Origin of the sequence: Streptomyces sp. NBC_01439, assembly GCF_036227605.1 — a bacterium.
Classification (GTDB): domain Bacteria; phylum Actinomycetota; class Actinomycetes; order Streptomycetales; family Streptomycetaceae; genus Streptomyces.
Genome location: NZ_CP109487.1, coordinates 7,289,889 through 7,315,356 on the forward strand (window position 1 = coordinate 7,289,889; position 25,468 = coordinate 7,315,356).

General features: G+C 72.7%; 25 protein-coding genes and 1 pseudogene. 11 read left to right on the plus strand and 15 right to left on the minus strand.

Annotated elements, in window-relative coordinates; genetic code table 11:
• Positions 1–147: 147 nt before the first annotated feature.
• Positions 148–798 (minus strand): TetR/AcrR family transcriptional regulator, encoded by a 651-nt coding sequence (locus OG207_RS33160; protein ID WP_329103644.1) that lies wholly within the window; start codon positions 796–798, stop codon positions 148–150.
• A 68-nt stretch (positions 799–866) separates the two neighbouring features.
• Here OG207_RS33160 and OG207_RS33165 point away from each other — a divergent pair, with 68 nt between their 5' ends.
• The 3 genes from OG207_RS33165 to OG207_RS33175 all read left to right on the plus strand — a co-directional run bounded on the left by OG207_RS33165 (position 867) and on the right by OG207_RS33175 (position 3,213).
• The gene (locus OG207_RS33165) at positions 867–2,018 is read left to right on the plus strand and encodes an acyl-CoA dehydrogenase family protein (protein ID WP_329103646.1); all 1,152 of its coding nucleotides are present in this window, start codon (positions 867–869) and stop codon (positions 2,016–2,018) included.
• Between the two features lie 142 nt (positions 2,019–2,160).
• Positions 2,161–2,448 carry a YiaA/YiaB family inner membrane protein gene (locus OG207_RS33170; RefSeq protein ID WP_030011866.1) on the plus strand — a complete coding sequence of 96 codons (288 nt, stop codon included), beginning with the start codon at positions 2,161–2,163 and terminating at the stop codon, positions 2,446–2,448.
• 129 nt (positions 2,449–2,577) lie between these two features.
• Positions 2,578–3,213 (plus strand): TetR/AcrR family transcriptional regulator, encoded by a 636-nt coding sequence (locus tag OG207_RS33175; protein ID WP_329103648.1) that lies wholly within the window; start codon positions 2,578–2,580, stop codon positions 3,211–3,213.
• An 83-nt stretch (positions 3,214–3,296) separates the two neighbouring features.
• On the opposite strand, the gene OG207_RS33180 is transcribed toward OG207_RS33175, so the two are convergent.
• Positions 3,297–3,758, minus strand: coding sequence for a MaoC family dehydratase (locus OG207_RS33180; RefSeq protein ID WP_329103650.1), 462 nt, complete (start codon positions 3,756–3,758; stop codon positions 3,297–3,299).
• Between the two features lie 105 nt (positions 3,759–3,863).
• Between OG207_RS33180 and soxR the strand changes: the two genes are divergently transcribed.
• Entirely contained in the window at positions 3,864–4,307 is a 444-nt protein-coding gene (gene soxR / locus OG207_RS33185; protein WP_329103652.1) for a redox-sensitive transcriptional activator SoxR, read from the plus strand.
• Here the strand turns inward: soxR and OG207_RS33190 are convergent.
• The 4 genes from OG207_RS33190 to OG207_RS33205 all read right to left on the minus strand — a co-directional run bounded on the left by OG207_RS33190 (position 4,288) and on the right by OG207_RS33205 (position 8,553).
• Positions 4,288–5,064 carry a 3-keto-5-aminohexanoate cleavage protein gene (locus OG207_RS33190; RefSeq protein WP_329103654.1) on the minus strand — a complete coding sequence of 259 codons (777 nt, stop codon included), beginning with the start codon at positions 5,062–5,064 and terminating at the stop codon, positions 4,288–4,290. The two genes, soxR and OG207_RS33190, sit on opposite strands and share 20 nt — an antisense overlap.
• Before the next feature lie 14 nt (positions 5,065–5,078).
• A complete protein-coding gene (locus OG207_RS33195) occupies positions 5,079–5,678 on the minus strand; it encodes a hypothetical protein (RefSeq protein ID WP_329103656.1) in 600 nt (199 codons plus the stop codon).
• A 95-nt stretch (positions 5,679–5,773) separates the two neighbouring features.
• Positions 5,774–7,093 (minus strand): serine-threonine protein kinase, encoded by a 1,320-nt coding sequence (locus OG207_RS33200; protein ID WP_329103658.1) that lies wholly within the window; start codon positions 7,091–7,093, stop codon positions 5,774–5,776.
• 83 nt (positions 7,094–7,176) lie between these two features.
• Entirely contained in the window at positions 7,177–8,553 is a 1,377-nt protein-coding gene (locus OG207_RS33205) for an exo-beta-N-acetylmuramidase NamZ family protein (RefSeq protein WP_329103660.1), read from the minus strand.
• Between the two features lie 95 nt (positions 8,554–8,648).
• On the opposite strand from OG207_RS33205, the gene OG207_RS33210 reads away from it, so the two are divergent.
• The 3 genes from OG207_RS33210 (at position 8,649) to OG207_RS33220 (ending at position 11,913) form a co-directional block, all read left to right on the plus strand.
• Positions 8,649–9,413 (plus strand): SDR family oxidoreductase, encoded by a 765-nt coding sequence (locus tag OG207_RS33210; protein ID WP_402696463.1) that lies wholly within the window; start codon positions 8,649–8,651, stop codon positions 9,411–9,413.
• Positions 9,398–11,239, plus strand: a complete 1,842-nt coding sequence (locus OG207_RS33215; protein ID WP_329103664.1) for a class I adenylate-forming enzyme family protein — start codon at positions 9,398–9,400, stop codon at positions 11,237–11,239. Before OG207_RS33210 ends, OG207_RS33215 begins: the two co-directional genes overlap by 16 nt.
• 68 nt (positions 11,240–11,307) lie before the next feature.
• Positions 11,308–11,913, plus strand: coding sequence for a TetR/AcrR family transcriptional regulator (locus OG207_RS33220; protein WP_030010409.1), 606 nt, complete (start codon positions 11,308–11,310; stop codon positions 11,911–11,913).
• A gap of 98 nt (positions 11,914–12,011) precedes the next feature.
• Here the strand turns inward: OG207_RS33220 and OG207_RS33225 are convergent.
• The 8 genes and pseudogenes from OG207_RS33225 to OG207_RS33260 all read right to left on the minus strand — a co-directional run bounded on the left by OG207_RS33225 (position 12,012) and on the right by OG207_RS33260 (position 18,559).
• Positions 12,012–13,212, minus strand: a pseudogene (locus OG207_RS33225) (S8 family serine peptidase).
• 189 nt (positions 13,213–13,401) lie between these two features.
• Complete coding sequence (locus OG207_RS33230; RefSeq protein WP_329103666.1) at positions 13,402–14,634, minus strand: acyl-CoA dehydrogenase family protein; 1,233 nt, start codon at positions 14,632–14,634, stop codon at positions 13,402–13,404.
• 11 nt (positions 14,635–14,645) lie between these two features.
• Entirely contained in the window at positions 14,646–15,695 is a 1,050-nt protein-coding gene (locus OG207_RS33235) for a phosphotransferase family protein (protein ID WP_329103668.1), read from the minus strand.
• A 167-nt stretch (positions 15,696–15,862) separates the two neighbouring features.
• Complete coding sequence (locus OG207_RS33240) at positions 15,863–16,774, minus strand: MBL fold metallo-hydrolase (protein WP_329103670.1); 912 nt, start codon at positions 16,772–16,774, stop codon at positions 15,863–15,865.
• 158 nt (positions 16,775–16,932) lie between these two features.
• On the minus strand, positions 16,933–17,229 hold the full coding sequence (locus OG207_RS33245; protein WP_329103672.1) for a hypothetical protein: 297 nt from the start codon (positions 17,227–17,229) through the stop codon (positions 16,933–16,935).
• An 86-nt stretch (positions 17,230–17,315) separates the two neighbouring features.
• Positions 17,316–17,633: a DUF202 domain-containing protein gene (locus tag OG207_RS33250; protein ID WP_329103674.1), complete on the minus strand. Its 318-nt coding sequence runs from the start codon at positions 17,631–17,633 to the stop codon at positions 17,316–17,318.
• Entirely contained in the window at positions 17,630–18,028 is a 399-nt protein-coding gene (locus OG207_RS33255) for a YidH family protein (RefSeq protein WP_329103676.1), read from the minus strand. The genes OG207_RS33250 and OG207_RS33255 overlap by 4 nt, the downstream gene beginning before the upstream one ends.
• Before the next feature lie 9 nt (positions 18,029–18,037).
• A complete protein-coding gene (locus OG207_RS33260) occupies positions 18,038–18,559 on the minus strand; it encodes an NUDIX hydrolase (RefSeq protein WP_329103678.1) in 522 nt (173 codons plus the stop codon).
• Positions 18,560–18,644: 85 nt separating this feature from the next.
• Between OG207_RS33260 and OG207_RS33265 the strand changes: the two genes are divergently transcribed.
• Positions 18,645–20,300, plus strand: coding sequence for an FAD-binding dehydrogenase (locus OG207_RS33265; protein WP_329103679.1), 1,656 nt, complete (start codon positions 18,645–18,647; stop codon positions 20,298–20,300).
• Positions 20,301–20,373: 73 nt separating this feature from the next.
• On the opposite strand, the gene OG207_RS33270 is transcribed toward OG207_RS33265, so the two are convergent.
• Positions 20,374–20,799, minus strand: a complete 426-nt coding sequence (locus tag OG207_RS33270) for an ASCH domain-containing protein (protein WP_329103680.1) — start codon at positions 20,797–20,799, stop codon at positions 20,374–20,376.
• Positions 20,800–21,172: 373 nt separating this feature from the next.
• Between OG207_RS33270 and OG207_RS33275 the strand changes: the two genes are divergently transcribed.
• From OG207_RS33275 to OG207_RS33285, 3 genes are all read left to right on the plus strand, one after another.
• A complete protein-coding gene (locus OG207_RS33275; protein WP_329103682.1) occupies positions 21,173–22,120 on the plus strand; it encodes a hypothetical protein in 948 nt (315 codons plus the stop codon).
• Positions 22,121–22,223: 103 nt separating this feature from the next.
• On the plus strand, positions 22,224–23,795 hold the full coding sequence (locus tag OG207_RS33280; RefSeq protein WP_329103684.1) for an APC family permease: 1,572 nt from the start codon (positions 22,224–22,226) through the stop codon (positions 23,793–23,795).
• A gap of 220 nt (positions 23,796–24,015) precedes the next feature.
• The gene (locus OG207_RS33285; RefSeq protein ID WP_402696501.1) at positions 24,016–25,455 is read left to right on the plus strand and encodes an amino acid permease; all 1,440 of its coding nucleotides are present in this window, start codon (positions 24,016–24,018) and stop codon (positions 25,453–25,455) included.
• The last annotated feature ends 13 nt before the right edge of the window (positions 25,456–25,468 follow it).

Below are 25,468 nucleotides of genomic sequence, written 5' to 3' on the forward strand. Positions count from 1 at the left end.
GGGCCGACGCGATCGGGCTGCGCGCCGTGGCTGATCAGCGCCTCGACCACCGGCTACGAGCCGCGCGCCGCTGCGATGGCCAGCGCCGACGGGCCGTCCGCGCCGCGTCGTCGGCCCGTACCGCGGTGATCAAGTCGGCGCCCCTCGTCACGCCACCTCCTGCAACGCCTCGTACCGCAGGGCCAGTCCGTCCAGCAGCGCAGCCAGGCCCGTCTCGAAGGCGTCCTCGTCCACCTCGCGGCCGCGCTCCGCGAGCAGGTGGGCCTGGCCCAGGTGTGGGTAGTCCGACGGGTCGTATGCCGTGCGGTCGTCCACGAATCCCCCGGCGAAGGAGGCCACCGCCGAGCCCAGGATGAAGTACCGCATCAGTGCGCCGATCCGGGTCGCCTGTGCCACCGGCCAGCCCGCCGCCGTCATCGCCCCGAACACCGCGTCCGCCACCCGCAGTCCGGCCGGCCGGCGGCCCGGCCCGCGCGCCAGCACCGGCACGATGTTCGGGTGGTCCGCCAGGGCGTCCCGGTAGGAGTGCGCCCACGCGTGCAGGGCCGCCCGCCAGTCCTGGCCGCCGTCGAACATCGACAGGTCCACCCGTGCGCTCACCGCGTCCGCCACCGCGTCCAGGATCTCGTCCTTGGTGCGGAAGTGGTTGTAGAGCGAGGGCCCGCTGACCCCGAGCGCGGCCGCCAGCCGCCGCGTCGACACCGCCTCCAGTCCCTCCGCGTCCACCAGGGCGCCGGCCGCCTCGATGATGCGGTCCCGGCTGAGGAGGGGCTTGCGCGGTCTGGCCATGCGCCACATAGTAGGGCCTGCCCGCCGTAAACTACCGGTGCTAGTTAAAGGCGCCGATCCCGCCCCGGAGGTGCCCGGTGAATCTGGAGCTGAGCGAGGAGCAGACCGCCGTCCGCAGGCTCGCCCGCGAGTTCACCGAGCGCGAGGTCGTCCCGTACGCCGCCGAGTGGGACCGCGTCGAGAGCGTGGACCGGGCCATCGTGAAGAAACTGGGAGCGCTCGGCTTCCTCGGTCTGACCGTCCCCGAGGAGTACGGCGGCTCCGGCGGTGACCACCTCGCCTACGTGTTGGTCACCGAGGAGCTCGGACGCGGCGACTCCGCCGTGCGGGGGATCGTTTCCGTCTCCCTCGGCCTCGTCGCCAAGACCATCGCCGCCTGGGGTACCGAGGAGCAGAAGCGCGCCTGGCTGCCCCGCCTGTGCTCCGGCGACGCGCTCGGCTGCTTCGGCCTGACCGAACCCGGCACCGGCTCCGACGCCGGCAACCTCACCACCCGCGCCGTGCGCGCGGGGGACGCGTACGTCCTCGACGGCAGCAAGATGTTCGTCACCAACGGCACCTGGGCCGACGTGGTGCTGCTCTTCGCCCGGACCGGCGACGAGCCCGGCCACCGCGGGGTCTCCGCCTTCCTCGTCCCCACCGACACCCCGGGACTGACCCGCCGCGAGATCCACGGCAAACTCGGCCTGCGCGGCCAGGCCACCGCCGAGCTCGTCCTCGACGGCGTCCGCGTGCCCGCCTCCGCGATGCTCGGCCCCGAAGGCAAGGGCTTCTCGGTCGCCATGTCCGCCCTGGCCAAGGGCCGGATGTCGGTCGCCGCCGGTTGTGTCGGCATCGCACAAGCGGCCCTGGACGCGGCCGTCTCGTACGCCGCCCAGCGCGAGCAGTTCGGCCGGCCGATCGCCCACCACCAGCTGGTCCAGGAGCTCATCGCCGACATCTCGGTCGACGTGGACGCCGCCCGCCTGCTGACCTGGCGGGTGGCCGACCTCATCGACCGCGGGCAGCCCTTCGCCACCGAGTCCTCCACCGCCAAGCTGTTCGCCTCCGAGGCCGCCGTGCGCGCCGCGAGCAACGCCCTCCAGGTGCACGGCGGGTACGGCTACATCGACGAGTACCCGGCGGGGAAACTGCTGCGCGACGCCCGCGTGATGACCCTGTACGAGGGAACCAGTCAGATCCAGAAGCTGCTCATCGGGCGCGCCCGCACCGGGGTCTCCGCCTTCTGAGGCCGCCCGGGCCTTCCGGGCCGCCCGGGCCTTCCGGGCCGCCCGGGCCTTCCGGGCCGCCCGGGCCTTCCGGGGTCGACTGAGTACCCGCATGAGTACGCGTGCGGATGTGCTCGCGCGCGCTCCGCCCGATGCTCGACCCATGAACGAGACACCGGTCAAGCAGCAGAGCACGGGGGCGTACTACGGCCAGGCCGTCGCCTCCTTCGGCATCGCCATCGGCGCCGTGGCCGTGGGGATCTACAACCTGGAGGCGAACGGCTGGGTCCGGGCCTTCCTCGGCATCGCGGTCCTCTACCTCACCACCTCGGCCTTCACCCTCGCCAAGGTGATTCGCGACCGCCAGGAGGTCACGCAGATCGTCAGCCGGGTGGATCAGGCCAGGATGGAGAAGATCATGGCCGAGTACGATCCCTTCGCGCCGAAGTAGTCGGCCCGGTGCAGCCGGCTCGCCGGGCCCGGTCGGCCCGACACCGGGCTCGGTCGGCCGGACATCGCTAAGCGCTTGCTCACCCTCCGGTAGGGTGTTCACTTCCACACGGTGAAGGGTGAGTGAGCGATGGGCAGCGCGGAGGAAGCGGTCGACGGCTACCGGCCGTGGTCCGAGGTCACCCCCGACGCCGCGCGGCGGCTGCTCGTCGCCGCCGTCGACGCCTTCGCCGAGCGCGGGTACCACGCCACCACCACCCGTGACATCGCGGGCCGTGCCGGGATGAGCCCGGCCGCGCTCTACATCCACTACAAGACCAAGGAAGAGCTGCTCCACCGGATCAGCCGGATCGGCCACGACAAGGCGCTGGAGATCCTGACCGTCGCCGCCGACGGCCCCGGCAGCGCCGCCGACCGGCTCGATGCCGCCGTACGGTCCTTCGTGCGCTGGCACGCGGCGCACCACACCACCGCGCGCGTGGTCCAGTACGAGCTCGACGCCCTCGCTCCGGAGCACCGGTCCGAGATCGTGGAGCTGCGCCGGCAGAGCGACGCGGCCGTGCGCCGCATCATCGCCGACGGGGTGGCCGCGGGGGAGTTCGACGTTCCCGACGTGCCGGGCACCACGCTCGCCGTGCTGTCGCTGTGCATCGACGTGGCCCGCTGGTTCAACGCGGTCGGGCAGCGCACGCCCGACGAGGTCGGCGGGCTCTACGCCGACCTCGTGCTCCGCATGGTCGCCGCGCGGCCGGGCCCCGCGCAGTAGCACCACCGGTTCCGGACCTGCGCAGCAGCTAGTACCGGACCTGCGCAGCGGCGCCCGACCCTGCGCAGCAGTCCGGGCCGGCTTCAGAAGTAGTAGCGCGACACCGACTCCGCCACGCACACCGGCTTGTCGCCGCCCTCGCGCTCGACCGTGACGGTGGCCGTGACCTGTACGCCACCGCCCGCCTCCGTGACCTCCGTGATCACGGCGATGGCGCGCAGCCGCGAACCGACCGGCACCGGCGCCGGGAAGCGGACCTTGTTCGTCCCGTAGTTGAGGCCCATCCGCATGCCCTCGACCCGCATGATCAGCGGTACCAGGCTGGGCAGCAGCGACAGCGTCAGATAGCCGTGCGCGATGGTGGAACCGAAGGGTCCGCCCGCTGCGCGCACCGGGTCCACGTGGATCCACTGGTGATCGCCGGTGGCGTCCGCGAAGAGGTCGATCCGCTTCTGGTCCACCTCCAGCCACTCGCTGGGGCCGAGCGGTTCGCCGATCCCGGCGTGCAGCTCCTCGGCGGACGTGAAGACCCTCGGCTCGGGCATGCCCTGTTCCTGTCTCTCGCGGACGACTGGCGGACGAATAAGCGCTTGCTCAGCATGCTGGGGGCGTATGCGTATGTCAACGGACCCCCGACTACGCTCGGCCGGGTGCCTCAGATTCCCGAGAAAATCCACGAGCTCACCGTCGGTCAGCTGTCCGCCCGTAGCGGCGCGGCCGTCTCGGCGCTCCACTTCTACGAGGCCAAGGGCCTGATCAGCAGTCGCCGCACCTCCGGAAACCAGCGTCGCTACACGCGTGACGCGCTGCGCCGGGTGGCCTTCGTGCGCGCCGCCCAGCGCGTGGGCATCCCGCTGGCCAGCATCCGCGACGCCCTGGCCCAACTCCCCGAGGAGCGCACCCCCAACCGCGAGGACTGGGCCCGTCTTTCCGAGGCCTGGCGCGCCGAACTCGACGAACGCATCACCCGACTCGGCCGTCTGCGCGACCACCTGACCGACTGCATCGGTTGCGGCTGCCTGTCGATGGAGACCTGTGCGCTGTCCAACCCGGACGACGCCTTCGGCGAGCGGCTCACCGGCTCGCGGCTGTAGCCACCGTCCGCACCACCAAGTCCCGGGCCGTCGAGACCAGTTCGGCGTTCGACCGGGCCGGCCGCCCGTCGGGCAGGTGCGTCACATCGCCCACGCCGGTCCGCACGCCGGTGCCGCACCGCGCGGCCAGCCGCAGCACCGGCCAGGAGGCTGCGTCCCGCCCGTACAGCAGCACCGGTACGGGAGGCAGCGCGCGCAGCCCCGCGACCAGAGCCGGATCGGCTGCCGCCAGCTCGGCCGAGAGCCGGACCCGCCGGGGATCGCGCACCGGCCAGGCCAGGAACCCGGCCAGTGGCTCCGGCCCGGCCGCACCGCCCAGCGGCACCACCGCGTCCACCGCGACCCCCCGTGCCAGCAGGGCCTGCGCGAGCTCCGCGGCGCCCGGCTGCCCGAAGCGGACCTCCGCCCGGTCCGGCAGCACCGTCCACGAAGCCACCCGCTCCAGCCGCCCCGCGGGATCGGGCTCGGCCGCGATCGACACCGGCACCGACAGCGCTACGCCGACCCCCGTACGCCGCAGCTCTTCCAGCACCGGTCCGACCACCCGCGGCGAGAGGCTCTCCCGCCCGCACGGCGTCCGCGGATGCACCAGCACCTCCCCGGCCCCTGCGCCGACGGCCGCGCGTGCCGATTCCGCCAGGGCCTGCGGCGACAGCGGCACGGCCGGGCCGTCCGCGGCGTTCCGCGAGCCGTTCACCGACGCCGACGCCGACGCCGACGCCGACACCGACGCCGACACGCGCAACGGGCGCGACATCGGCGGCGGCCTTCTCACGCGGCTCCCGCCGAGGGGATGTCCAGCAGCGCCGGGGTGTCCACCAGGGCCGGTCTGGGCACCACGATCCCGCAGCCCGCGCACACCGGCCCGTCCCAGGCCAGCGCCCCCGCCCAGGGGCCGACCGGAGCCACCTCCGGCCAGTGCAGTTCGGTGTCCCCGCACACCGGACACGCCGTGCCCGGCGCCGACTCCAGTGCCCGCACCAGCCTGCGCAGCACCTCGCCCAGCGCCCCCTCCGGCCGAAACCCCGGATCCGCGCACCGCACCACCGCGTCCCCGCTCCCGCCCCACGCCCACTCCGGGCGGCGCAGCCCGTGGTGCTTCTCGCGCCGGCGGCGTTCCGCGAACTGGCGCTCGTACTCCAGCCAGACCGCCCGTGCGTCCTCCAGCTCCTCCAGGGCGGCGACCAGCCGCAACGGATCGGCCCCCCGGTCCTCCGGGGCGATCCCGTGCCGGTCGCACAGGTGCCACCACGTGGCCCGGTGCCCGTACGGCGCGAACCGCTCCAGGCAGCGGCGCAGCGAATGGCGCCGCAAGGCCCGGTCGTTGCGCGCGTCGCGCACTTGGTAGGCCAGACTCCGGAATCCCGCCATCACACCATCACCTCCGCCGATGTGCCCAACATGCCCGGCCGGAGGCGGGCGCATGCGGGGGCGGACGAGGCGTGCGGGTGGCACATGGCCAGAACTCAGCGCCCCATGCGCCCCGCTGTCACCACCACCCGGGCCAGTTCCTCGTGGCAGATGTCGCTGTGCGCCCCCGACGGAGCGCCGCCGCGCCGCACCACGGAGCCCGCGTCCACACTGACGCAACCGGACGTGGGCAGCCCCTCGCGCAGCACGGTGTCCAGGCCCAGCCGGGGCGCACCCGGGACCGCCTGGACTCCGTCGTGCCCGATGGCGCCCCACCGCTCGTTGAAACCCAGAAGTCCGGCCGAATCGCCTGCCATCCGGGAGGCCAGCGGGTAGAAGACCTTGAGGGCCGAGTCGTGCGCAGAATGGCAGGCGACCACCGGCCCGTCGACCCGGCGCTGGAGCCCGCGCAGGGCGCCGCCGTTGCCCTTGTCGTGCGGCAGCCGGTCGGCGAACGCGTAGTGGGAGAATGCCCCCTGGAGCAGGGTCACGGATTTCACGTACCGGGCCCGGTCCGGCACCGCGCGCAGGGAGAAGGAAACGACGCGCGCCCCGAAACTGTGCCCGATCAGATGGAACCGCAGGGCGGGACGGGCGGCCGCCAGCTGGGCCAGCACGGGGCCGAGGCCACGTTCACCGACCACGCCCGCCCGCTTCTTCATCTTGTAGTACGCGGCCTGCCGCAGCAGTTCCTTGGCGCCGCCCCACAGCCCGCGCAGCCCGCCGCCGACCGTGAGCCCCGGACCGTCGGTGCCCGCCGGATCAGCCGCGCCCGGCGCGCCCGCCCTGACCAGGGCGACGGAAAGGGCCCGGCAGACCTCCAGCACATCGTCCGTGAAGATCGCGGGTACCGACGGCGCGATCGCCGCGGGTACCGCGTCCACCCCCGCCAACTCGCGCACCAGGGCCCCGAACTCGATGAACGCGGCCGCGGAATCCGGCTGCTCCGCCAGCAGTTCCGCCACCCTGTCCAGCTCTGCCCGGCGCTCCGGCCAGAACTCCCCGAGCGCCCGGCGGGTGAGCGGGTCCAGTGCGCTGGCGGAGCCCGGTTCCGCGAGGACGCCCGGCGGGTCGAAGTCCGGTATCGGCTCGTCGGGGAACCGGATCGCGGGCCATACGACACCCACGTACCCCAAGCGCACCCCCGACCCCACCAGCTCCTGGAAGGGCGTGAAGAACCTCTCGTACAGGCGCGTCGCCGTGGACCGGTCGCTGTTCCAGCCGTGCGCGAACACCAGCAGGTCGGTCGCCTCCATCCGGGACACCGCGCCCTGCGTGACCCGGTCCACGTCCCCTTCGGAGTCGAAGGTCAGCTCCGCGTACGGCCGGACCCCGATTCCGATCCCGATCCCGAACCCGCCACCGACGTCCGCCATGACGTCCCCCTTCACGCCGTGCCTCCGGTGCAGCCAGCATCCTGCTGCGACGCCCGCCCGGCCAGCCCCCGGGCACGGTCGGATCACGGATACAGCAGGTACCCCTCGCGCACCGCCTCGAAGCGCGCCAGCCCGGCCGCCCAGTCACCCGCGACCTCGTCCACGTCCGCCCCGGCGTCCACCAGCGTCCGCACTCGGTCCGAGCCCGTGAGCCGGTCGATCCAGTGGTCCGCGCGCCAGCCGAAGCCGCTCCACGCCCGCCGCGCCGTGATCAGCAGGCCGACCCCGGCCCGTACCGGGTCGAAGGCCGCCCGGTCGTGCACGATCAGCCGGACCCCGCCGCACGCCTTCCCCACGTGCTTGGAGAAGGTCGGCGTGAAGTACGTCTCCCGGAACCACACCCCGGGCAGCTCCAGCGCGTTCGCCGCCTCCGCCCACCGCCGGTCGATCCCCTCCGCGCCGACCACCTCGAAGGGCGTGGTCGTCCCGCGTCCCTCGGAGAGGTTCGTCCCCTCGAACAGGCAGGTACCGGCGTACGCGAGGGCCGTGTCCGGGGTCGGCACGTTCGGGCTCGGCGGCACCCAGGGCAGCCCGGTCTCCCCGAAGAACGACCCCCGCCGCCACCCGGACATCGCCACCGTGCGCAGCCCGACCGGGCGGTCCGCCAGGAACTCGCCGTTGAAGAGCCGGGCCAGTTCGGCCACCGTCATCCCGTGCGCCAGGGCGATCGGCTCCCGGCCGACGAAGCTCGCGTACGGCCGCTCCAGCACGGGTCCCGCGACCCGCCGGCCGCCCACCGGATTGGGCCGGTCCAGCACCACCACCGTCTTGCCGGCGAGCGCGGCCGCGCGCATGCAGTCGTAGAGGGTCCAGATGTAGGTGTAGAAGCGCGCCCCGACGTCCTGGATGTCGAAGACGACGGTGTCGATCCCGGCCGCCGTGAACACGTCCGCGAGCCCCTGCCCGCTCTTGCCGTACGTGTCGTACACCGCGAGCCCGGTCGCCGGATCCCGGGAGGCCCCCTCCGAGCCGCCCGCCTGCGCCGTTCCGCGGAAGCCGTGCTCGGGCCCGAACACCGCAACCAGGTCGACCCGTTCGTCCGCGTGCAGTACGTCGACCAGGTGTCGGGCGTCGGCGGTGATCCCGGTGGGGTTGGTGACCACTCCGACCTTCTGTCCGGCCAGTGCGGCGTACCCGTCCGCGGCCAGCCGCTCGAATCCGGTACGCACCCGTCCGGCCGCCGCCGTGGCTCCGGCTGACCCGGCCGCCCCGCCCCCGGCTGCCCCGCCGGCCTCGGCTGCCCCGCCGGCCTCGGCTGCCCCGCCGGCCTCGGCTGCCCCGCCGGCCTCGGGTGCCCCGGCGGCCCTGGCGGAGCTGAGTTGCCCGGCCGCCCCCAGCACGCCGCCCGCCGATCCGATGGCCCCCGCCAGTCCCAGCACCCCGCGTCGCGACACCGTCATCCGGCCACGCTAGGCGTCGCGCCCCTTTCCTCCTGACATACCGACCGGTTAGTCTGCCCGCGATCCGGCATCCGGCCGCAGGAGAGGTGGACCCCGTGAGCGCGTACCAGGACCAGCGAGTCGTCGTCACCGGCGCGGGCGGCGGCATCGGCGCCGCCCTCGCGCACCGCTTCGCGGACGAGGGCGCCACGGTGGTGGTCAACGACCTCGACCCAGCCAAGGCCGCCGCGGTCGCGGCCGCGATCGGTGCCCGGGCGATCCCGGTGCCGGGCGACGCCTCGGCGATCGTGGCCGAGGCCCGCGAGGCCCTCGGCGGCAGGGTCGACGTCTACTGCGCCAACGCCGGGCTCGCCTCGGGCGGCGACGCCTTCGCCGAGGAGGCCGTTTGGGAAGCGGCCTGGGACACCAACGTCATGGCCCACGTCCGCGCCGCCAGAGCGCTGCTGCCGGACTGGCTGGCGCGGGAGAGTGGCCGCTTCGTGTCCACCGTCTCGGCCGCCGGGCTCCTGACCATGATCGGAGCGGCCCCGTACAGTGTCACCAAGCACGGTGCGCTCGCCTTCGCCGAATGGCTCTCGCTGACCTACCGCCACCGCGGGGTGCAGGTCCATGCCATCTGTCCGCAAGGGGTGCGCACCGACATGCTGACCGCCGCGGGCTCGGCGGGCGAACTCGTGCTCGCTCCGACCGCGATCGAGCCGGAAGAGGTCGCGGACGCACTGTTCGACGGCATGGAGAAGGGCCGGTTCTTGATCCTCCCGCACCCCGAGGTCGCCGATTTCTACGCCGCCCGCGCCACCGGGCCGGACCGCTGGCTGAGCGGCATGAACCACCTCCAGCAGAAATGGGAGACCCGGTGACCCCTTCCCGGTACGCCGCCAAGCCGTGGCGCGGGCTGCTCGCCCCGGCCCAGCGGGCTCCCGTCGCACCGCCGCCCACCGTGCTGCACGCCTTCCGCGAGGCCGTCGCCCGGGCCCCCGAGCGCACCGCCCTGGCCTACTTCGACGGCCGGATCGGCTACGCGGAGGCCGACGAGCTCTCCGACTCCGTCGCCGGCCACCTCGCGGCGCGCGGCATCCGCCGCGGGGACCGGGTCGCCGTCATGCTGCAGAACACCCCGCACTTCGTGCTCGCCGTCCTCGCGGCATGGAAGGCCGGGGCCGTCGTCGTCCCGCTCAACCCCATGTACAAGTCCGGGGAGGTCGGGCACATCCTCCGCGATTGCGGGGCCGCCGCCCTGGTCTGCGACGGCGGCGCGTGGACGGCGTACCTGCGCGCGGCCGCGCGGGACACCGCCGTACGGATCGTGCTGACTGCGTCGGACCTGGACTTCCAGACGCGCGACGACCCGCGCGTCTTCGGCACTGCGCCGGACCGGGCCGCGGCCCCCGCCAGGCCGTTCGTACCCGCCCAGGCGGCCGCGCCCGACGCTGTGCCGGACGCCGCGCCCGACGCTGTGCCCGACGCCGCGCCCGACGCTGTGCCCGACGCCGCGCCCGACGCTGTGCCCGACCGGGACCACCCGGCCGATCCGGACACCGCCGACATGGCCGCGGACCTCAAGGTCGCCGACCTCTTCGCCGTGGCCAGCAGCAGGCGCCCCGCGCCGGACGACCCGGACCTCACCGCCGTCGACACCGCCCTCATCAGCTACACCTCCGGCACCAGCGGCACCCCCAAGGGCGCGATGAACCCGCACGGCGCGCTGACCTACAACGCCGTCCGGCAGGTGACCTCCCACCCCCTCCCCGAGGGCGCCACCTACTTCGCCCTCGCACCCCTCTTCCACATCACCGGCATGGTCTGCGAGCTCGCCGCCTGCCTCGCCAACGCCGGCACCCTGGTCCTCGCCCACCGCTTCGACGCCGGCGCCGTCCTCGACGCCTTCCTCGAACACCGCCCGGCCTACACCGTCGGCCCGGCCACCGCCTTCATGGCCCTCGCCGCCCACCCCGGGGTCACTCCGGAGCATTTCGCCTCGTTCCAGGTGATCTCCTCCGGCGGCGCCCCGCTCCCGCCCGCGCTCGTCGAGCGCCTGCGCGCCGCATTCGGCTTCTACCTCCGCAACGGCTACGGCCTCACCGAGTGCACCGCCCCGTGCGCCAGCGTGCCCGTACACCTCGAAGCCCCCATCGACCCCGCCTCCGGCACCCTCTCCGTGGGCCTGCCCGGCGCCGACACGGTGGTCCGCATCCTCGACGAGCGGGGCGCCGAGGTCCCCTTCGGCGAGACCGGTGAGATCGCCGTCCGCGGCCCGCAGGTGGTGGCCGGCTACTGGGGCCTGCCCGCGGAGTCCGCCAAGGCCTTCCCGGACGGCGAACTGCGCACCGGCGACGTCGGATTCATGGACTCCGACGGCTGGCTCTACGTCGTCGACCGCAAGAAGGACATGATCAACGCCTCCGGCTTCAAGGTCTGGCCGCGGGAGGTCGAGGACGTGCTCTACACCCACCCCGCCGTCCGCGAGGCCGCCGTGGTCGGCGTCCCCGACGCGTACCGCGGTGAGAGCGTGAAGGCGTACGTGAGCCTGCGCCCCGGCACCTCGGCGGAGCCGGCGGAGCTCGCCGCCTACTGCGCCGAGCGCATCGCCGCGTACAAATACCCGCGCCAGGTGGAGATCCTGCCTGTTCTTCCGAAGACGACCAGTGGCAAGATCCTGCGACGGGAACTGCGCGATCGAGGCTGAAAACAGTCGGACGGTCGTACAGCCGGTCGCAGTGACCAGGCAGGAACGAGGAAGGGAAGGTCAGCGCCATGGCGGCACGGACCACGGAACCCGCAGGCACGCACGAGGCCCCGGTACCGCAGCGGCTGCTGGCCGTCGCCACCCGGCTGTTCGCCGAGCGCGGCTACGACCGCACCTCGGTCCAGGAGATCGTCGAGGCGGCCGGCGTCACCAAGGGTGCGCTCTACCACTACTTCGGGTCCAAGGACGACCTGCTGCACGAGGTGTACGCACGGATGCTGCGGCTGCAGCAGCAGCGCCTGGACGCGGTGGCCGATTCCGACGCGCCCGTCGAGGAGCGGCTGCGCACAGCGGCCGCCGACGTGGTCGTCACGACCATCGAGAACCTCGACGACGCGATGATCTTCTTCCGGTCGATGCACCAGCTCAGCCCGGAGAAGTCCAAGCAGGTGAGGGCGGAGCGCCGGCGCTACCACGAACGCTTCCGGGCGCTGGTCGAGGAGGGCCAGCGTACGGGCGTGTTCTCCAGCGCCACCCCCGCCGACCTGGTCGTGGACTACCACTTCGGGTCCGTCCACCACCTGTCCACCTGGTACCGGGCGGACGGCCCGCTCACGCCGCAGCAGGTCGCCGATCACCTCGCCGACCTGCTGCTGCGCGCGCTGCGTCCGTAGCCCGAAGCCGAGGGCCCGTAGCCCCTCCGGCGCCCGACGGGTACGGGCCGGGGAACTACGGGCCGGGGGACTACGGGCTGCCGGCTAGGGGCCTTCGACTACGGGGCCACCTTCAGGAGCTTGTTCGCCGTGCCCGCCGACGGGTTGGTGACCGCTCCGGACGTGGCCGCCCCCGTCAGCGCCGCGGCCGCCTGCGCCGGAGTCGCGGACGGGTGCCCCGCCAGGTAGACCGCTGCGGCGCCGGCCGCGTGCGGGGCCGCCATGGACGTGCCGGAGATGGTCTTCGTCCCCGTGTCGCTGTCGTTCCAGGTGGACGTGATGTCCGAGCCCGGCGCGTACAGGTCCACCACGGAGCCGAAGTTCGAGAACGAGGACTGCTCGTCGTCGATCGTGCTGGACGCCACCGTGATCGCCTCGGTGACCCGGGACGGCGAGCCCTGGCCGGCGTCGGCCGACTCGTTGCCGGCCGCCACGGTGAAGGTGACGCCCGCGGCGACGGCCCGGCGCACCGCCTCGTCGAGGGCCTCGTCGGCACCGCCACCCAGGCTCATGTTGGCCACCGACGGCCCCGAGTGGTTCTTGGTGACCCAGTCGATCCCGGCGACCACCTGCTCGGTGGTGCCGGAGCCGTTGTCGTCCAGCACCCGCACCGCGACCACCTTCGCCTTCTTGGCGACCCCGTGCGAGGTCCCCGCGATGGTGCCGGCCACGTGCGTGCCATGGCCGTTGCCGTCGTCGGCGCTGTCGTCGTTGTCCACCGCGTCGAACCCGGACGTCGCGCGGCCGCCGAAGTCCTTGTGGGTGGTGCGCACGCCGGTGTCGATGACGTACGCCGTCACGCCCTCGCCGCCGCCGTCGGGGTAGGTGTACTTCTTGTCGCCCGCCTGTGCGGTCTGGTCGATCCGGTCCAGACCCCATGACGGCGGGTTGGTCTGGGTGGCGTTGATGGTGAACTTCTTGTTCTGCACGACCTTGCCGACGGCCGGGTCCGCGGCGAGCCGCTTCGCCTCGGTTTCGCTCAGGCCCTCGGCCGAGAAACCGTTGACCCCGGAGCCGTAGGAGCGCTTCAGTTCGCCGCCGTACTTGCGGGCGAGCTGTTCCTTGTTCGCGGATGCGTCGAGTATGACGACGTAACTCCCGCTGATCGCGCCGGGTGCGCCGAGGCCGTACACCGTGCCTTCGGCCGGGGTTGCCGCTCCCGCGAGGGGGGGTGGCGAGCAGGGCCACGGCGGCCGCTGTGGCTGCTCCCGTACCGACTGCCGCGTACCGGAAACCGCGCGAGCGCTTGTGAGTTGCCATCTGGAGGGTTCTCCTCGTGTTGACGTTGGGGGCGTCAGACCTTCTGGAGAACCCTCTTCCGATTGACAGGCGCAAATCAAGAACGCTTTGGGGTTATGGGGTTGTTCAACAAGGTTTCTTAAAGGGTCCGCCGCACCGCCTTCACCTCGTACACAGGTTCCCGTGAACTCCCGCACGATTCCGACACGTTCACGAGCGGCCGACCGCGTACCGCTTCAACTCCCGCCGCGCCAACGACCGCTGGTGCACCTCGTCCGGCCCGTCGGCCAGCCGCAGGGTCCGCGCCGCCGCCCACAGTTCGGCCAGCGGGAAGTCCTGGCTCACCCCGCCCGCGCCGTGCAGCTGCACCGCGTCGTCCAAGATCCGCACCACCGCCCGCGGGGTCGCGATCTTGATGGCCTGGATCTCGGTGTGCGCGCCCCGGTTGCCGACCGTGTCCATCAGCCAGGCCGTCTTCAGCACCAGCAGCCGCAGCTGTTCCACCGTCACCCGGGCGTCGGCGATCCAGTTCTGTACGACGCCCTGGGCGGCCAGTGGCTTGCCGAAGGCGGTACGTTCCACCGCGCGCCGGCACATCAACTCGATGGCCCGCTCCGCCATCCCGATCAGCCGCATGCAGTGGTGGATGCGGCCCGGGCCGAGCCGGGCCTGGGCAATGGCGAAGCCGGACCCCTCTTCGCCGATCAGGTTCGCCGCCGGGACCCGGGCCCCGTCGAAGACCACCTCGGCGTGGCCGCCGTGGTCGTGGTCCTCGTACCCGTACACCGTCATGGCCCGGCGCACCTCGACCCCGGGGGTGTCACGCGGCACCAGGACCATCGACTGCTGGCGGCGCGGATCGGCGCCCTCGGGGTCCGTCTTGCCCATCACGATGAAGACCTCGCAGTTCGGGTTCATCGCCCCGGAGATAAACCACTTGCGGCCGGTGACCACGTACGCGTCACCGTCCGCCGAGCGCTCGATGCGGGTCTCGATGTTCGTCGCGTCCGAGGAGGCCACCTCGGGCTCGGTCATCGCGAAGGCGGAGCGGATCTCCCCGGCCAGCAGGGGCTCCAGCCACCGCTTCCTCTGCTCCTCGTTCCCGAACTGGGCGAGCAGCTCCATGTTCCCGGTGTCCGGGGCCGCGCAGTTGGTGGCCGTCGGAGCCAGGTGCGGGCTGCGGCCGGTGATCTCGGCGAGCGGCGCGTACTGGAGGTTGGTCAGCCCCGCGCCGTGCTCGGCATGGGGGAGGAAGAGGTTCCACAGGCCCTGGCGGCGTGCCTCGGCCTTCAGTTCACCGAAGACGGCCGGGGTGTCCCAGGGCGAGGCCAGCCGTGCGCGCTGCTCGGCGGCGACGGGCTCCGCCGGGTAGACGTACTCCTCCATGAACGCGAGCAGCCGCTCGCGGAGTTCCTCGGTCCGGGCGTCGAATGCGAAATCCATGGGTGGGTGCCTCAGCCTTCCTGGCGGTTCTGGAGCGTGGTCAGTCCGTGCTCGATGAAGACCGGGACCAGTTCGCCGATCCGGTCGAAGCCCGCCCCGACGGTCTGGCCCAACGTGTAGCGGTAGTGGATGCCCTCGAGGATCACGGCGAGCTTGAACCAGGCGAAGGCCGTGTACCAGGCGATCGCCCCGGTGTCCCGGCCCGAGCGGGCGGCGTACCGCTCGACGAGTTCGGCCGGCGTCGGATGGCCCGGCGCACCGCTCGTCGTACTGACCGGCGATCCGGTCAGGCCCAGGTCCGAGCTGTACATCACCAGCAGCCCGAGGTCGGTCAGCGGATCCCCGAGCGTGGACATCTCCCAGTCCAGCACCGCGCGGACGGTGTCGGGGCCGGACGGGGATCCGCCGATCAGGACGTTGTCGAGGCGGAAGTCCCCGTGCACCACGGTCGGGGCGGGGGAGTCGGGCAGCGTCCGGCCGAGCGCGCCGTGCAGCTCGTCGATCCCGGCGAGCTCCCGGCCCCGGGAGGCCGCGAGCTGCTTGCCCCAGCGGCGCAGCTGCCGGTCCAGGAAGCCCTCGGGCCGGCCGAAGTCGGCCAGGCCCACCGCTTCCGGGTCCACCGCGTGGAGGTCCACCAGGGTGTCCACCAGGCCCAGCACCGCCCGCCGGGTCCGCTCCGGGCCGATCGCGGCGAGCTGCTCGGCCGTCCGGTACGGCACCCCGTCCACGAACTCCATGACGTAGAACGGCGCCCCGAGCACGGCCTCGTCCTCGCACAGGAGCAGCGGCTCGGGCACCGGCACCGCCGTGCCGTGCAGCGCCTCGATGACCCGGTGCTCGCGCCGCATGTCGTGCGCGGTGGCCAGTACGTGGCCCAGCGGCGGCCGGCGGACCACCCAGCGGGCACTCCCGTCGGTGATCTCGTACGTGAGGTTCGACCGGCCGCCTTCGATGAGCCGGCCGCGCAGCGTCCCGGTCACGAGGCCCGGCCTGACCCGGTCGAGATGACCGCGCAGCCGCTCCAGATCCAGACCGCGCGGGTCGGCCGGGGCTGAGGTCATGGTGCGCACCTCCGTGCGATTCGACGAGACGGGAAGAAGGGCGACGGCGCGTCGGAGCGTCGTCGCGAGCCATCATGCCGACCAGTCGGTATGTCGTCTAGAGGTCGGGCGGAAAGAAAACTCCCCGCCCGCCGACATCCACCGACATCCGGCGATGCCCGGTGCCGTCAGGCGTGGCAGAGGATCGGTGTTCCGCCGTTCATCACCGTCATGTCCGTCAGGACCGCCAGGATGTCCAGCGGCGCGCCCTCCGGCCGGCCGGCCAGTTCCGCGTACGCCCGGTGCACGTTCGCCACCAGCCGCTCGCTCTCCCGCCAGGAGCCGAACTCGCCGAGGTCGGCCTGCTGGGCCACCTCCAGCGGCGACAGCCCCTTCGCCCGCCCCTCCCGGGCGAGTTCGGCCACGTACCGCAGGTAGCGCTCGGTGGAGTCGTAGGCCGAGGGGTCGGTCAGGGGTCCGTGGCCCGGTACGACGGTCTCCGCATCCAGCGAACGCAAGCGCTCCAGCGCCCGCAGCGAGCCGGCGAGGGAACCCATCGCCAGGAACGGCGTCCCCCCAGCGAAGACCAGGTCGCCGGTGAAGACCACCCGCTGCCCGGGCAGCCACACGACCGAGTCCCCGGTGGTGTGCGCGACGCCCGGGTGGATGACCTGCACCTCCGTCGCGCCGACGTGCAAGGTCGCCCGGTCGCTGTAGGTGAGATCGGGCGGCACGATGTCGATCGCGCCGAAGTCCGTGGCGGGCCAGATCAGCTCCAGCTGGTGCCCGGCCGCGAGCTGCTCGGACCGTGCGTTGTCGTGCCCGAGGACCAGTGCCTCGGGGGCGAACACGCCGTTCCCGTACGTGTGGTCGCCGTGGTGGTGGGTGTTGACCACGGTGCGGGGGAGCGGCGCCCCGGCCGCCTGGACGGCGGCGCGCAGGGCCAGGGCCCGGCGCTCGGTGGCGGCGGTGTCCACGAGCAGGGTCCGGCCCCCGTCGGTCACGAATCCGGCGTTGTTGAGGCACCAGCCGCCGTCCGGCTGGACGTAGGCGTACACCCCCGGTGCCGGCTGGACGAGGTACGGCTCTTCGGCGGACATCTGCGCTCTCCCCGGGTCGCTTCCACGAACGGTCGGCATCCTGCCAGCCGTTGCCGCGCCGGGGGAGGGCGGGTGCCGCACCCGACCGGACCTCCAGCCGGCGGTCCGGTCGACGGTCCGGTCGGGAGCCGCTTCGGGAGTCCGGTCAGTGGTACCGGTCAGTGGTCGTCGTAGTGCCCGTCGTGCTCCGCGTGCCGGTGCCCGTCGTGCAGGTAGTCCACGTGATCGCCGTGCCGGACCGTTTCGTGCCCGCAGTCTGCCCCGTGCGCGTGCGCGTGGCCTTCGTGCGCGGTGTGCCCGCTGGGCTCGCACTCGTCCCAGTGCCCCGAGTGCTCCCGGTGCAGGTGGCCGTCGTGCGCGTAGTCGACGTGGTCGCCGTGCGAGACCGCCTGGTGCCCGCAGTCCGCGCCGTGCGTGTGCTGGTGCGTGGGGTGTTCGTGGTGCAGGGTCGTCATGGCGCCGAGGTTAGTGTGAATTGCCGGGTATCGCCCGTTCTGTCGTAGTGGCGCGGCGAAACGTGATCATCGCACCGGCCGGTGGCTCAGAAGATCACCGTGATCGCGAAAGCCGCGAATGCCACCGTGCACGCCACCACCGCCAGGGCCGCCCGCGGCGCGAGGTCCCGCGGCCGGCCGGCCGCCAGCGCCCGGATCCGCCGGTGCGCCACCCACAGGAACGCCAGCCAGATCAGCGCGATGGCCGCCGCCCCGGCCAGCTCCACCGGCGCGCCCGTCCCGCGCAACGCCTGCCGCACCGCCAGCACCGCCACCACCGAGGAGGCCAGCGTCGTGCGCCGCCATGCGAGCCGGGTCCGCTCGGGCTGGAGTCCGGCATCGCGGTCCGTGCCCGAGGTGCTCACCGGCCCACGGTCCAACCCAGCAGCACGACCACCACCATCATCACCGCCACCAGCCCCACGCCCAGGCTCAGCAGCACCGGGAAGCGCGACAGCGGCAGGTCCTCACCCCGCCGCATCGCCCGCTCGCACCGCACCCAGTGGTTCACCGCCCGCAGCGCGCAGGCCGCGCCCACCGCGAGCAGCGTGAAGGCCATCCCGACCCGCACCCCCCAGCGCAGGTCCGGCAGGAACTGGTCGACGGCGAAACCGCCGCCCACCAGGGCCAGCGAGGTCCGGATCCAGGCGAGGAAGGTCCGCTCGTTGGCCAGCGAGAAGCGGTAGTCCGGGGTCTCGCCCTCGTCCCTCAGCCGCGAGGGTGCGAACCAGAGGCGCACGTCCTTGACGAAGTCGATCACCCGATAAATCTACAAGCGGGATTCCGGATGCGCGCGCAGCCGCCGGTACGCCTCCAGCCCGTCCGGCACCCAGGCCCACTTCCCGCCGTCCACCCGCCGGTCCAGTTCCTCCTGGGTGAGGTACGCGTGCCAGTCGACCTCCGAGACCTGCGGGTCCACGGGCAGCTCGCACCGCACCTCGTGCACGTACGACCACCAGGCCCCGCCCGGGCCCTCGTACAGGAACTTGAACAGCGGCGTCGGCTGCGCCAGCCCCCGCACCCCTAGCTCCTCCTCGGCCTCGCGCAGCGCGGCCTGCGGGTAGTCCTCGCCGGCGCCCAGCACCCCGCCCACGAACATGTCGTAGTGCGCGGGGAAGACCAGCTTCGAGGCGGTCCGCCGGTGTACGAAGATCCGCCCCTCCGCGTCCCTTGCCAGCACGAACACACAGCGGTGGAGGAGCCCGCGGGCGTACACCTCGCCCCGCGGGGCCCGTCCGACGACCCGGTCGTCCCGGTCCACCACGTCCAGCACTTCGTCAGCTGCACTCATACGGGTCATCCAACCACCGCTGTTGACTGGTTACCGCTCCGTAGCCAAGGATCTGCCCCACCACCGACGGAGGACGGGTAACCGCATGACGTACGACGCAGACGTGATCGTGATCGGAGCCGGACTCGCGGGGCTCGTGGCCACCGCCGAGCTCGTCGACGCGGGCCGCAAGGTCATCCTGCTCGACCAGGAGCCGGAGCGGTCCATCGGCGGCCAGGCGCACTGGTCCTTCGGCGGGCTGTTCTTCGTGGACTCGCCCGAACAGCGCCGGATGCGGATCAAGGACAGTCACGCGCTCGCCCTCCAGGACTGGCTGGGCACCGCCGGGTTCGACCGCGAGGAGGACGCCTGGCCGCGCCGCTGGGCCGAGGCCTACGTCGACTTCGCGGCCGGCGAGAAGCGATCCTGGCTGCACGCCCGGGGCGTCCGCTTCTTCCCGGTGGTCGGCTGGGCGGAGCGCGGCGGCTACGACGCGGGCGGCCCCGGGAACTCCGTACCCCGCTTCCACATCACCTGGGGCACCGGCCCCGGCCTGGTGCAGCCCTTCGAGCGGCGGGTGCGGGCGGGCGTGGCCCGCGGCCTGGTCCGGTTGGCGTTCCGCCACCGGGTCACCGGGCTCTCCGCCACGGCCGGCGCGGTGGACACCGTGACGGGCGAGATCCTCGAACCCTCCGACGCCGTGCGCGGCACCGCCAGCAGCCGCGAGACCACCGGCACCTTCACTCTGCGGGCCCAGGCCGTGATCGTCACCAGCGGCGGCATCGGCGGCAACCACGACCTCGTCCGCGCACAGTGGCCGGACCGGCTCGGCACCCCGCCGCAGCGGATGCTCTCCGGGGTCCCGGCGCACGTCGACGGTCTGATGCTCGGCATCGCGGAGCGGGCCGGTGCCAGCCACATCAACAAGGACCGGATGTGGCACTACACCGAGGGCATCCAGAACTGGGACCCGATCTGGGCCCGGCACGGCATTCGCATCCTGCCCGGCCCCTCTCCGCTGTGGCTGGACGCGACGGGCAAGCGGCTACCCGTGCCGCTCTTCCCGGGCTTCGACACCCTCGGCACCCTCGACCACATCATGAAGACCGGCCACGACCACACCTGGTTCGTGCTCAACGAGCGCATCATCGGCAAGGAGTTCGCCCTCTCCGGCTCCGAGCAGAACCCGGACCTGACCGGAAAGTCGGTGCGCGGCGTCCTCACCCGCGCGCGCCAGGCCGTACCCGGCCCGGTCCGGGCCTTCATGGACCACGGCGCCGACTTCGTCGTCGAGCGGGACCTGTCCGCCCTGGTCCGCGGGATGAACACGGTCACCAAGGAGGACCTCCTCGACGAGGCCACCGTCCGGGGCGAGATCGTGGCCCGCGACCGGGAGATCGCCAACCCCTTCACCAAGGACCTCCAGGTCACCGCCATCCACGGCGCGCGCAGATATCTGGGCGACAAGCTGATCCGCACGGCCGCCCCGCACCGGATCCTCGATCCCGGCGCCGGTCCGCTGATCGCGGTACGGCTGTCCATCCTGACCCGCAAGTCCCTGGGCGGCCTGGAGACCGACCTCTCCTCCCGCGTCCTGACCGCGTCGGGCGATCCGCTGCCGGGCGTCTACGCGGCGGGCGAGGCGGCCGGATTCGGCGGTGGCGGGGTGCACGGCTACCGGGCCCTGGAGGGCACCTTCCTCGGCGGGTGCATCTTCTCGGGCCGGGCGGCGGGCCGCGCCGCGGCGCAGGCGGTCGGCTGAGTCCGACTCCGCCGCGCGGCCGGTCGTACGGGGCCGGCCCGGTGCGTACGGTCCGTCGCGAGTCGGGGGGACGTCAGACGAGCCGCTCGGTGACGCGGAACCGTTCCGCGATGACGAGGGTGTCGTCGGCCACCGTGAATCCCGGGTCGCCGATCACCGTGCGCACCGGCTCGCTGTGCCAGAACTCCTCGTGCGCCGTACGCCATTCGGCCACCGACGTGTACCCCTCGCCCTCGTCGAGGGCGTGCTCCAGCCCCACGTCAGCGAGCCGTAGCACCTCCACGGCCGTCACCTCCACCACCGCCACCCCGCGCTCGTCGGAGTCGACGAGCAGGGACCGCGCGCCGGGCTCCGGCAGCGGTTCCCGCTCCGCCTCGTACTCCGCGAGCAGGCCGGTGGTGCTGGTCTTCGCCCCGCTCAGCACGGCCGCGACCAGCTGGTCGCGCAAGGGTCCGGGGAACCCCAGCAGGTACGGGGGAAGATCGTCGTGTGCAGTCATGCGGCCACCCTACGGCGCCGCCCGCGGCCCACCGGAACGATTATCGCCACCCAACTGGCACGACCGTCAGAGCAGTTGAAACGCGCCACGCAGTGGACTGGACCTTGACTCGGAGCTGCGCATACCGCTTTGCTGTGCGTGATCACCAGAGTGCTCAACGGAGTTCCGATCGGATTCCGCACGCACGTCGGAGACCCGAACCAGCGCCACCGCCGTTCCTCGCCGTTCCTCCGCAGTTCTCCGGAGCCCCTACGGGGCCCCACCGGCACGATCCCCCGACCTCACGGTCCGACCGCGCGCGTGCGCACTGCGCGCGGGGGAGGCCGTCGCCGCCCCGCCCCCGTCCGCCCGCGTCTTGGAGGGAAACCCGCGGATGTCCCCGCCTCCGCCGCCCCTCGGCCGCGCCCGCAAGCGGGACGCCCGGCTCTTCGACCCGGCCCTGTGCGACGCCGAACTCGTCGACGTGCGCTCCCAGTTCACCCAAGGGCGGTGGGCCCGGGCCCGTGCCCTCCTCGTCGGCACCGGCGACGACTGGGACCGCCGCGGCCACCGCGTCACCGTCCTCGCGCAGACCCCGGCGGCCACCGCCTGGGCCCGCGAGTGGCTGCTCGCCGAACCGGAGAGCGCCGACGCCGCCACCCTGCTCGCCTGCGCCGCCGTCTTCACCGCCCTGCGCCAGAAGGGCACCCCGGCCACGGCCGAAGCGGCCTGCCGCCGGGCCGCCGCCCTGCACCCGGCGGACCCGACGCCCTGGCTCGGGCTCCTCCTCCTCTCCCGCGCCTTCGGCAGCGAGGAGGAGTTCAGCCGCCACTTCGACCAGGTCCGGGCCCGTCACCGCGAGCACCACCACGCCCATCACCTGATGGTCGCCAGACTGGCCGAACGTGCCCTCGGCTCCGGCCAGGACCCGCTCCACGAGGTCTACGACTTCGCGTCCTGGGCCGCCGAGGAGTCCCCGGCCGACTCCCCGCTCGCCGTGCTCCCGGTCGTCGCGCACGCCGAGCGGTACCGGGTGCTTGCCGCCACGCACGGCCACTCGCCCGAGTCGGCCGCCGCCCATTGGGCGGGCCGCCGCGCCCGCCAGGTCCTGCGCTCCGCCTTCGACTGGTGGCTGGAGTGGGAGCGCGAGGACCACCCCCGCAACCGCGTCGACCTCAACTTCCTCGCGCACGCCAAACTCTGCGAGGGTCGCCCCGCCGAGGCCGCCGCCCTCTTCCACCGCATCGGCAGCCATGCCACCCGCGCCCCCTGGTCCTATCCGGACCGGGACCCGCACGAGGCCTTCCTCGCCGCCCGCGGCGTCGCCCTCGGCACCGCCTGACCAGCACCGCCCGCCGGACGCCACCGGCCGGACGACACCCGCGAGCGCCCCCCCAGAAAGACGCCCATCCCCCGAGCACCACGCCCCCCGAAAGGACGCCGCCATGCCGACGGGCAGATCCTCCACGCTCCAAGACCCGGCCGAGATCCGTACGTACAAGGGCCAGGACCGGGCCCTGCGCGCCGACCGCCTCGGCACCGCAGGGCTGCTCCTGTCCGTGCTCGCCGCCAGCGCGCCCCTGATGGTCGTCGCCGGTGTCATGCCCACGACCTTCGGGGTCATGGGCATCGTCGGCCAGCCCCTGCTCTTCGTCATCCTCGGCGCCGTCCTCGCGCTCTTCAGCGTTGGCTACGCCGAGATGAGCCGCCACGTCCACAACGCCGGCGCCTTCTACGCGTACATCGCCCGCGGCCTCGGCCCCACCGCTGGCGCGGGCGCCGCCCTCGTCGCCCTCGTCGCGTACAGCGCCATGCAGGTCGGCGTCTTCGGCATCCTCGGCTTCGAAATATCCGGCCTCTTCGCCACCTACCTGGACATCGAACTCTCCTGGTGGATACCGGCGCTGCTCGCCGTCGCCGCCACCGGCGCGCTCGGCTGGCTCAAGATCGACCTCAACGCGAAGGTCCTCGGGGTCCTCCTCCTCGTCGAGTGCGTCCTGGTCGTCGTCTTCGACGTCGCCGCCATCGCCAAGCCGGCCGCCGAAGGCCTCTCGCTCCACGCCTTCAACCCCGAGACCCTGGGCGGAGCCGGCTTCGGCACCGCCCTCTGCTTCTGCATCGCCGCCTTCGTCGGCTTCGAGCAGTCCCCGGTCTACGCCGAGGAGACCAGCAAGCCGCACATCGTCGTCTCGCGCGTGATGTTCCTCGCCGTCGGCTTCGTCGCCCTCTTCTTCGCCGTCAGCGCCTGGGCCCTCACCGTCGCCACCGGCCCCTCCGAGGTCGTCAAGACCTCCGCCGAGGCGGGCCCCACCCTGCTCTTCCAACTCACCGAGGCCCGCCTCGGCACCACCTTCACCGACGTCCTGCACGTCCTCTTCGTGACCGGAATGTTCGCGGCCATGCTCAGCTTCCACAACGTGGTCGCCCGCTACGCCTTCGCCATGGGCCGCGAGGGCCTGCTCCCGGCCACCTTCGGCCGCACCAACGCCGGCACCGGCGCCCCCGCCACCGGCTCCCTGCTGCAGACCGGCGTCGCCGCCCTCGTCGTGATCGCCTTCGCGCTCACCGAGGACAAGGCCCCCGCCGACCCGGCCGTCGCGGTGCAGCCGCCCGACCCCACCACCCCCGTACTGCACCTGTTCACCTGGATGGGCAGCGTCGGCGCCCTCGGCGTGACCCTCCTCATGGCCGCCGCCTCCTTCGCCGTCATCGCCTTCTTCGTCCGCCGCGGCACCGCCGGCGCCCAGGTCTGGCGCCTCGTCGCGGCCGGCGCCTCCGGCCTCGCCCTGCTCGCCATCGCCGTCTACACCGTCAAGGACTTCGGCGTCCTGGTCAGCGCCGAGCAGGGCTCCGCGCTCAGCTGGGTGCTGCCCGGCATCATCGGCGCCGCCGTCGTGATCGGCCTGGCCTACGGAGCCCTGCTACGCCGCAGCCGCCCCGAGGTGCACGCCCGCATCGGCCTCGGCAACGAGGCCTTCCGCCTCGACCAGGCGGCAGAGGGAACCCCCGGCGACTGACCTCGCTTTCCAGCCCCTACGAAGCCTCCGGCACCCGTTTCCATGGTCGTCGGGGGCTTCGGTATGTAGGGGGTGCTTTTGGAGGGGAGCGGAGCCTCATGGTCTCCTGTTGCGACCAAACCACCCGGATCGCAGCACAGGGGACACCACCCAGCTCCCCTGCGCGGCGGCCCGGGCTTGCCTTGTCCCACCCACGAAGGCGAAGTCCTACATGAGTGACCTGAGTGACCGCACCTTGACCGAGGCACCCGCACCGGCGCCGACCCGCCATGTCGACGCCGGCGACGAGGGCTACAGCAAGGACCTCAAGTCCCGTCACATCAACATGATCGCGATCGGCGGGGCCATAGGCACCGGCCTCTTCCTCGGCGCGGGCGGCCGCCTCGCCGGCGCCGGCCCCTCCCTCGCGATCGCCTACGCGGTGTGCGGAGTCTTCGCCTTCTTCGTCGTCCGGGCCCTCGGCGAGCTCGTCCTCTACCGGCCCTCCTCCGGCGCCTTCGTCTCCTACGCCCGTGAATTCATGGGAGAGAAGGGCGCCTACACGGCCGGTTGGCTGTACTTCCTGAACTGGTCCACGACCACCGTCGCCGACATCACGGCCGCCGCGACCTACGCGCACTTCTGGTCGCTGTTCACCGACGTCCCCCAGTGGGTCCTCGCCTTCATCGCCCTCGCCATCGTGCTCACCGCCAACCTGATCTCGGTGAAGTACTTCGGCGAGATGGAGTTCTGGTTCTCGCTCGTCAAGGTCGCCGCCCTCGTCGTCTTCCTGATCGTCGGCATCTGGCTCGTCGCCACCAGCCACGACATCGGCGGCACCACCCCCGGCCTCGCCAACATCACCGACAACGGCGGCCTCTTCCCCTCCGGCGTCCTCCCGATGCTCCTGGTGATCCAGGGCGTCGTCTTCGCGTACGCCTCCGTCGAGCTCTGCGGAGTCGCCGCCGGCGAGACCGAGAACCCCGAGAAGATCATGCCGAAGGCGATCAACTCGATCATGTGGCGCGTGGGCCTCTTCTACGTCGGCTCGGTCGTCCTCCTCGCCCTCCTCCTGCCCTACACCGCGTACAGCTCCGACCAGAGCCCCTTCGTCACCGTCTTCGACAAGCTCGGCGTCCCCGGCGCCGCCGGCATCATGAACCTCGTCGTCCTGACGGCCGCCCTCTCCAGCCTGAACTCCGGCCTCTACTCCACCGGCCGCATCCTGCGCTCGATGTCCCTGTCCGGCTCCGCCCCCAAGTTCACCGGCGTCATGAACAAGGGCAAGGTCCCCTACGGCGGCGTCCTGTTCACCGCCGCCTTCGGCCTCGCGGGCGTCGGGCTGAACGCCTTCATGCCGAAGGACGCCTTCGAGCTCGTCCTGAACTTCGCCTCGCTGGGCATCCTCGGCACCTGGGCCATGGTCATGATCTGCTCGCTGTTCTTCTGGCGCCGCGCCCAGCAGGGCCTCGTGGAGCGCCCCTCGTACCGCCTGCCCTGGGCCCCGTACACCCAGATCGTCACCCTGGTCTTCCTGTTCACGGTGCTGGTCCTGATGTGGTGCGACGGCGGCGTCGGCCGCACCACGGTCCTCTTCGTCCCGGTCATCGGCGCCGCCCTGGTCGGCGGCTGGTACCTGGTCCGCGGCCGGGTGGCCGAACTCGCCACCACCCGCCGCTGATCCCACGACCGTC

What these genes read in the sequence shown, in the direction of transcription:
- OG207_RS33275 (WP_329103682.1), top strand. Translation starts at nt 21,173, where the DNA reads ATGTCCCCGCCTCCGCCGCCCCTCGGCCGCGCCCGCAAGCGGGACGCC.
- OG207_RS33160 (WP_329103644.1), bottom strand. Translation starts at nt 798, where the DNA reads ATGTGGCGCATGGCCAGACCGCGCAAGCCCCTCCTCAGCCGGGACCGC.
- OG207_RS33260 (WP_329103678.1), bottom strand. Translation starts at nt 18,559, where the DNA reads ATGAGTGCAGCTGACGAAGTGCTGGACGTGGTGGACCGGGACGACCGG.
- OG207_RS33280 (WP_329103684.1), top strand. Translation starts at nt 22,224, where the DNA reads ATGCCGACGGGCAGATCCTCCACGCTCCAAGACCCGGCCGAGATCCGT.
- OG207_RS33170 (WP_030011866.1), top strand. Translation starts at nt 2,161, where the DNA reads ATGAACGAGACACCGGTCAAGCAGCAGAGCACGGGGGCGTACTACGGC.
- OG207_RS33205 (WP_329103660.1), bottom strand. Translation starts at nt 8,553, where the DNA reads ATGACGGTGTCGCGACGCGGGGTGCTGGGACTGGCGGGGGCCATCGGA.
- OG207_RS33265 (WP_329103679.1), top strand. Translation starts at nt 18,645, where the DNA reads ATGACGTACGACGCAGACGTGATCGTGATCGGAGCCGGACTCGCGGGG.
- OG207_RS33230 (WP_329103666.1), bottom strand. Translation starts at nt 14,634, where the DNA reads ATGGATTTCGCATTCGACGCCCGGACCGAGGAACTCCGCGAGCGGCTG.
- OG207_RS33220 (WP_030010409.1), top strand. Translation starts at nt 11,308, where the DNA reads ATGGCGGCACGGACCACGGAACCCGCAGGCACGCACGAGGCCCCGGTA.
- OG207_RS33240 (WP_329103670.1), bottom strand. Translation starts at nt 16,774, where the DNA reads ATGTCCGCCGAAGAGCCGTACCTCGTCCAGCCGGCACCGGGGGTGTAC.
- OG207_RS33175 (WP_329103648.1), top strand. Translation starts at nt 2,578, where the DNA reads ATGGGCAGCGCGGAGGAAGCGGTCGACGGCTACCGGCCGTGGTCCGAG.
- OG207_RS33200 (WP_329103658.1), bottom strand. Translation starts at nt 7,093, where the DNA reads ATGGCGGACGTCGGTGGCGGGTTCGGGATCGGGATCGGAATCGGGGTC.
- OG207_RS33215 (WP_329103664.1), top strand. Translation starts at nt 9,398, where the DNA reads ATGGGAGACCCGGTGACCCCTTCCCGGTACGCCGCCAAGCCGTGGCGC.
- OG207_RS33235 (WP_329103668.1), bottom strand. Translation starts at nt 15,695, where the DNA reads ATGACCTCAGCCCCGGCCGACCCGCGCGGTCTGGATCTGGAGCGGCTG.
- OG207_RS33180 (WP_329103650.1), bottom strand. Translation starts at nt 3,758, where the DNA reads ATGCCCGAGCCGAGGGTCTTCACGTCCGCCGAGGAGCTGCACGCCGGG.
- OG207_RS33245 (WP_329103672.1), bottom strand. Translation starts at nt 17,229, where the DNA reads ATGACGACCCTGCACCACGAACACCCCACGCACCAGCACACGCACGGC.
- OG207_RS33270 (WP_329103680.1), bottom strand. Translation starts at nt 20,799, where the DNA reads ATGACTGCACACGACGATCTTCCCCCGTACCTGCTGGGGTTCCCCGGA.
- OG207_RS33195 (WP_329103656.1), bottom strand. Translation starts at nt 5,678, where the DNA reads ATGGCGGGATTCCGGAGTCTGGCCTACCAAGTGCGCGACGCGCGCAAC.
- OG207_RS33190 (WP_329103654.1), bottom strand. Translation starts at nt 5,064, where the DNA reads ATGTCGCGCCCGTTGCGCGTGTCGGCGTCGGTGTCGGCGTCGGCGTCG.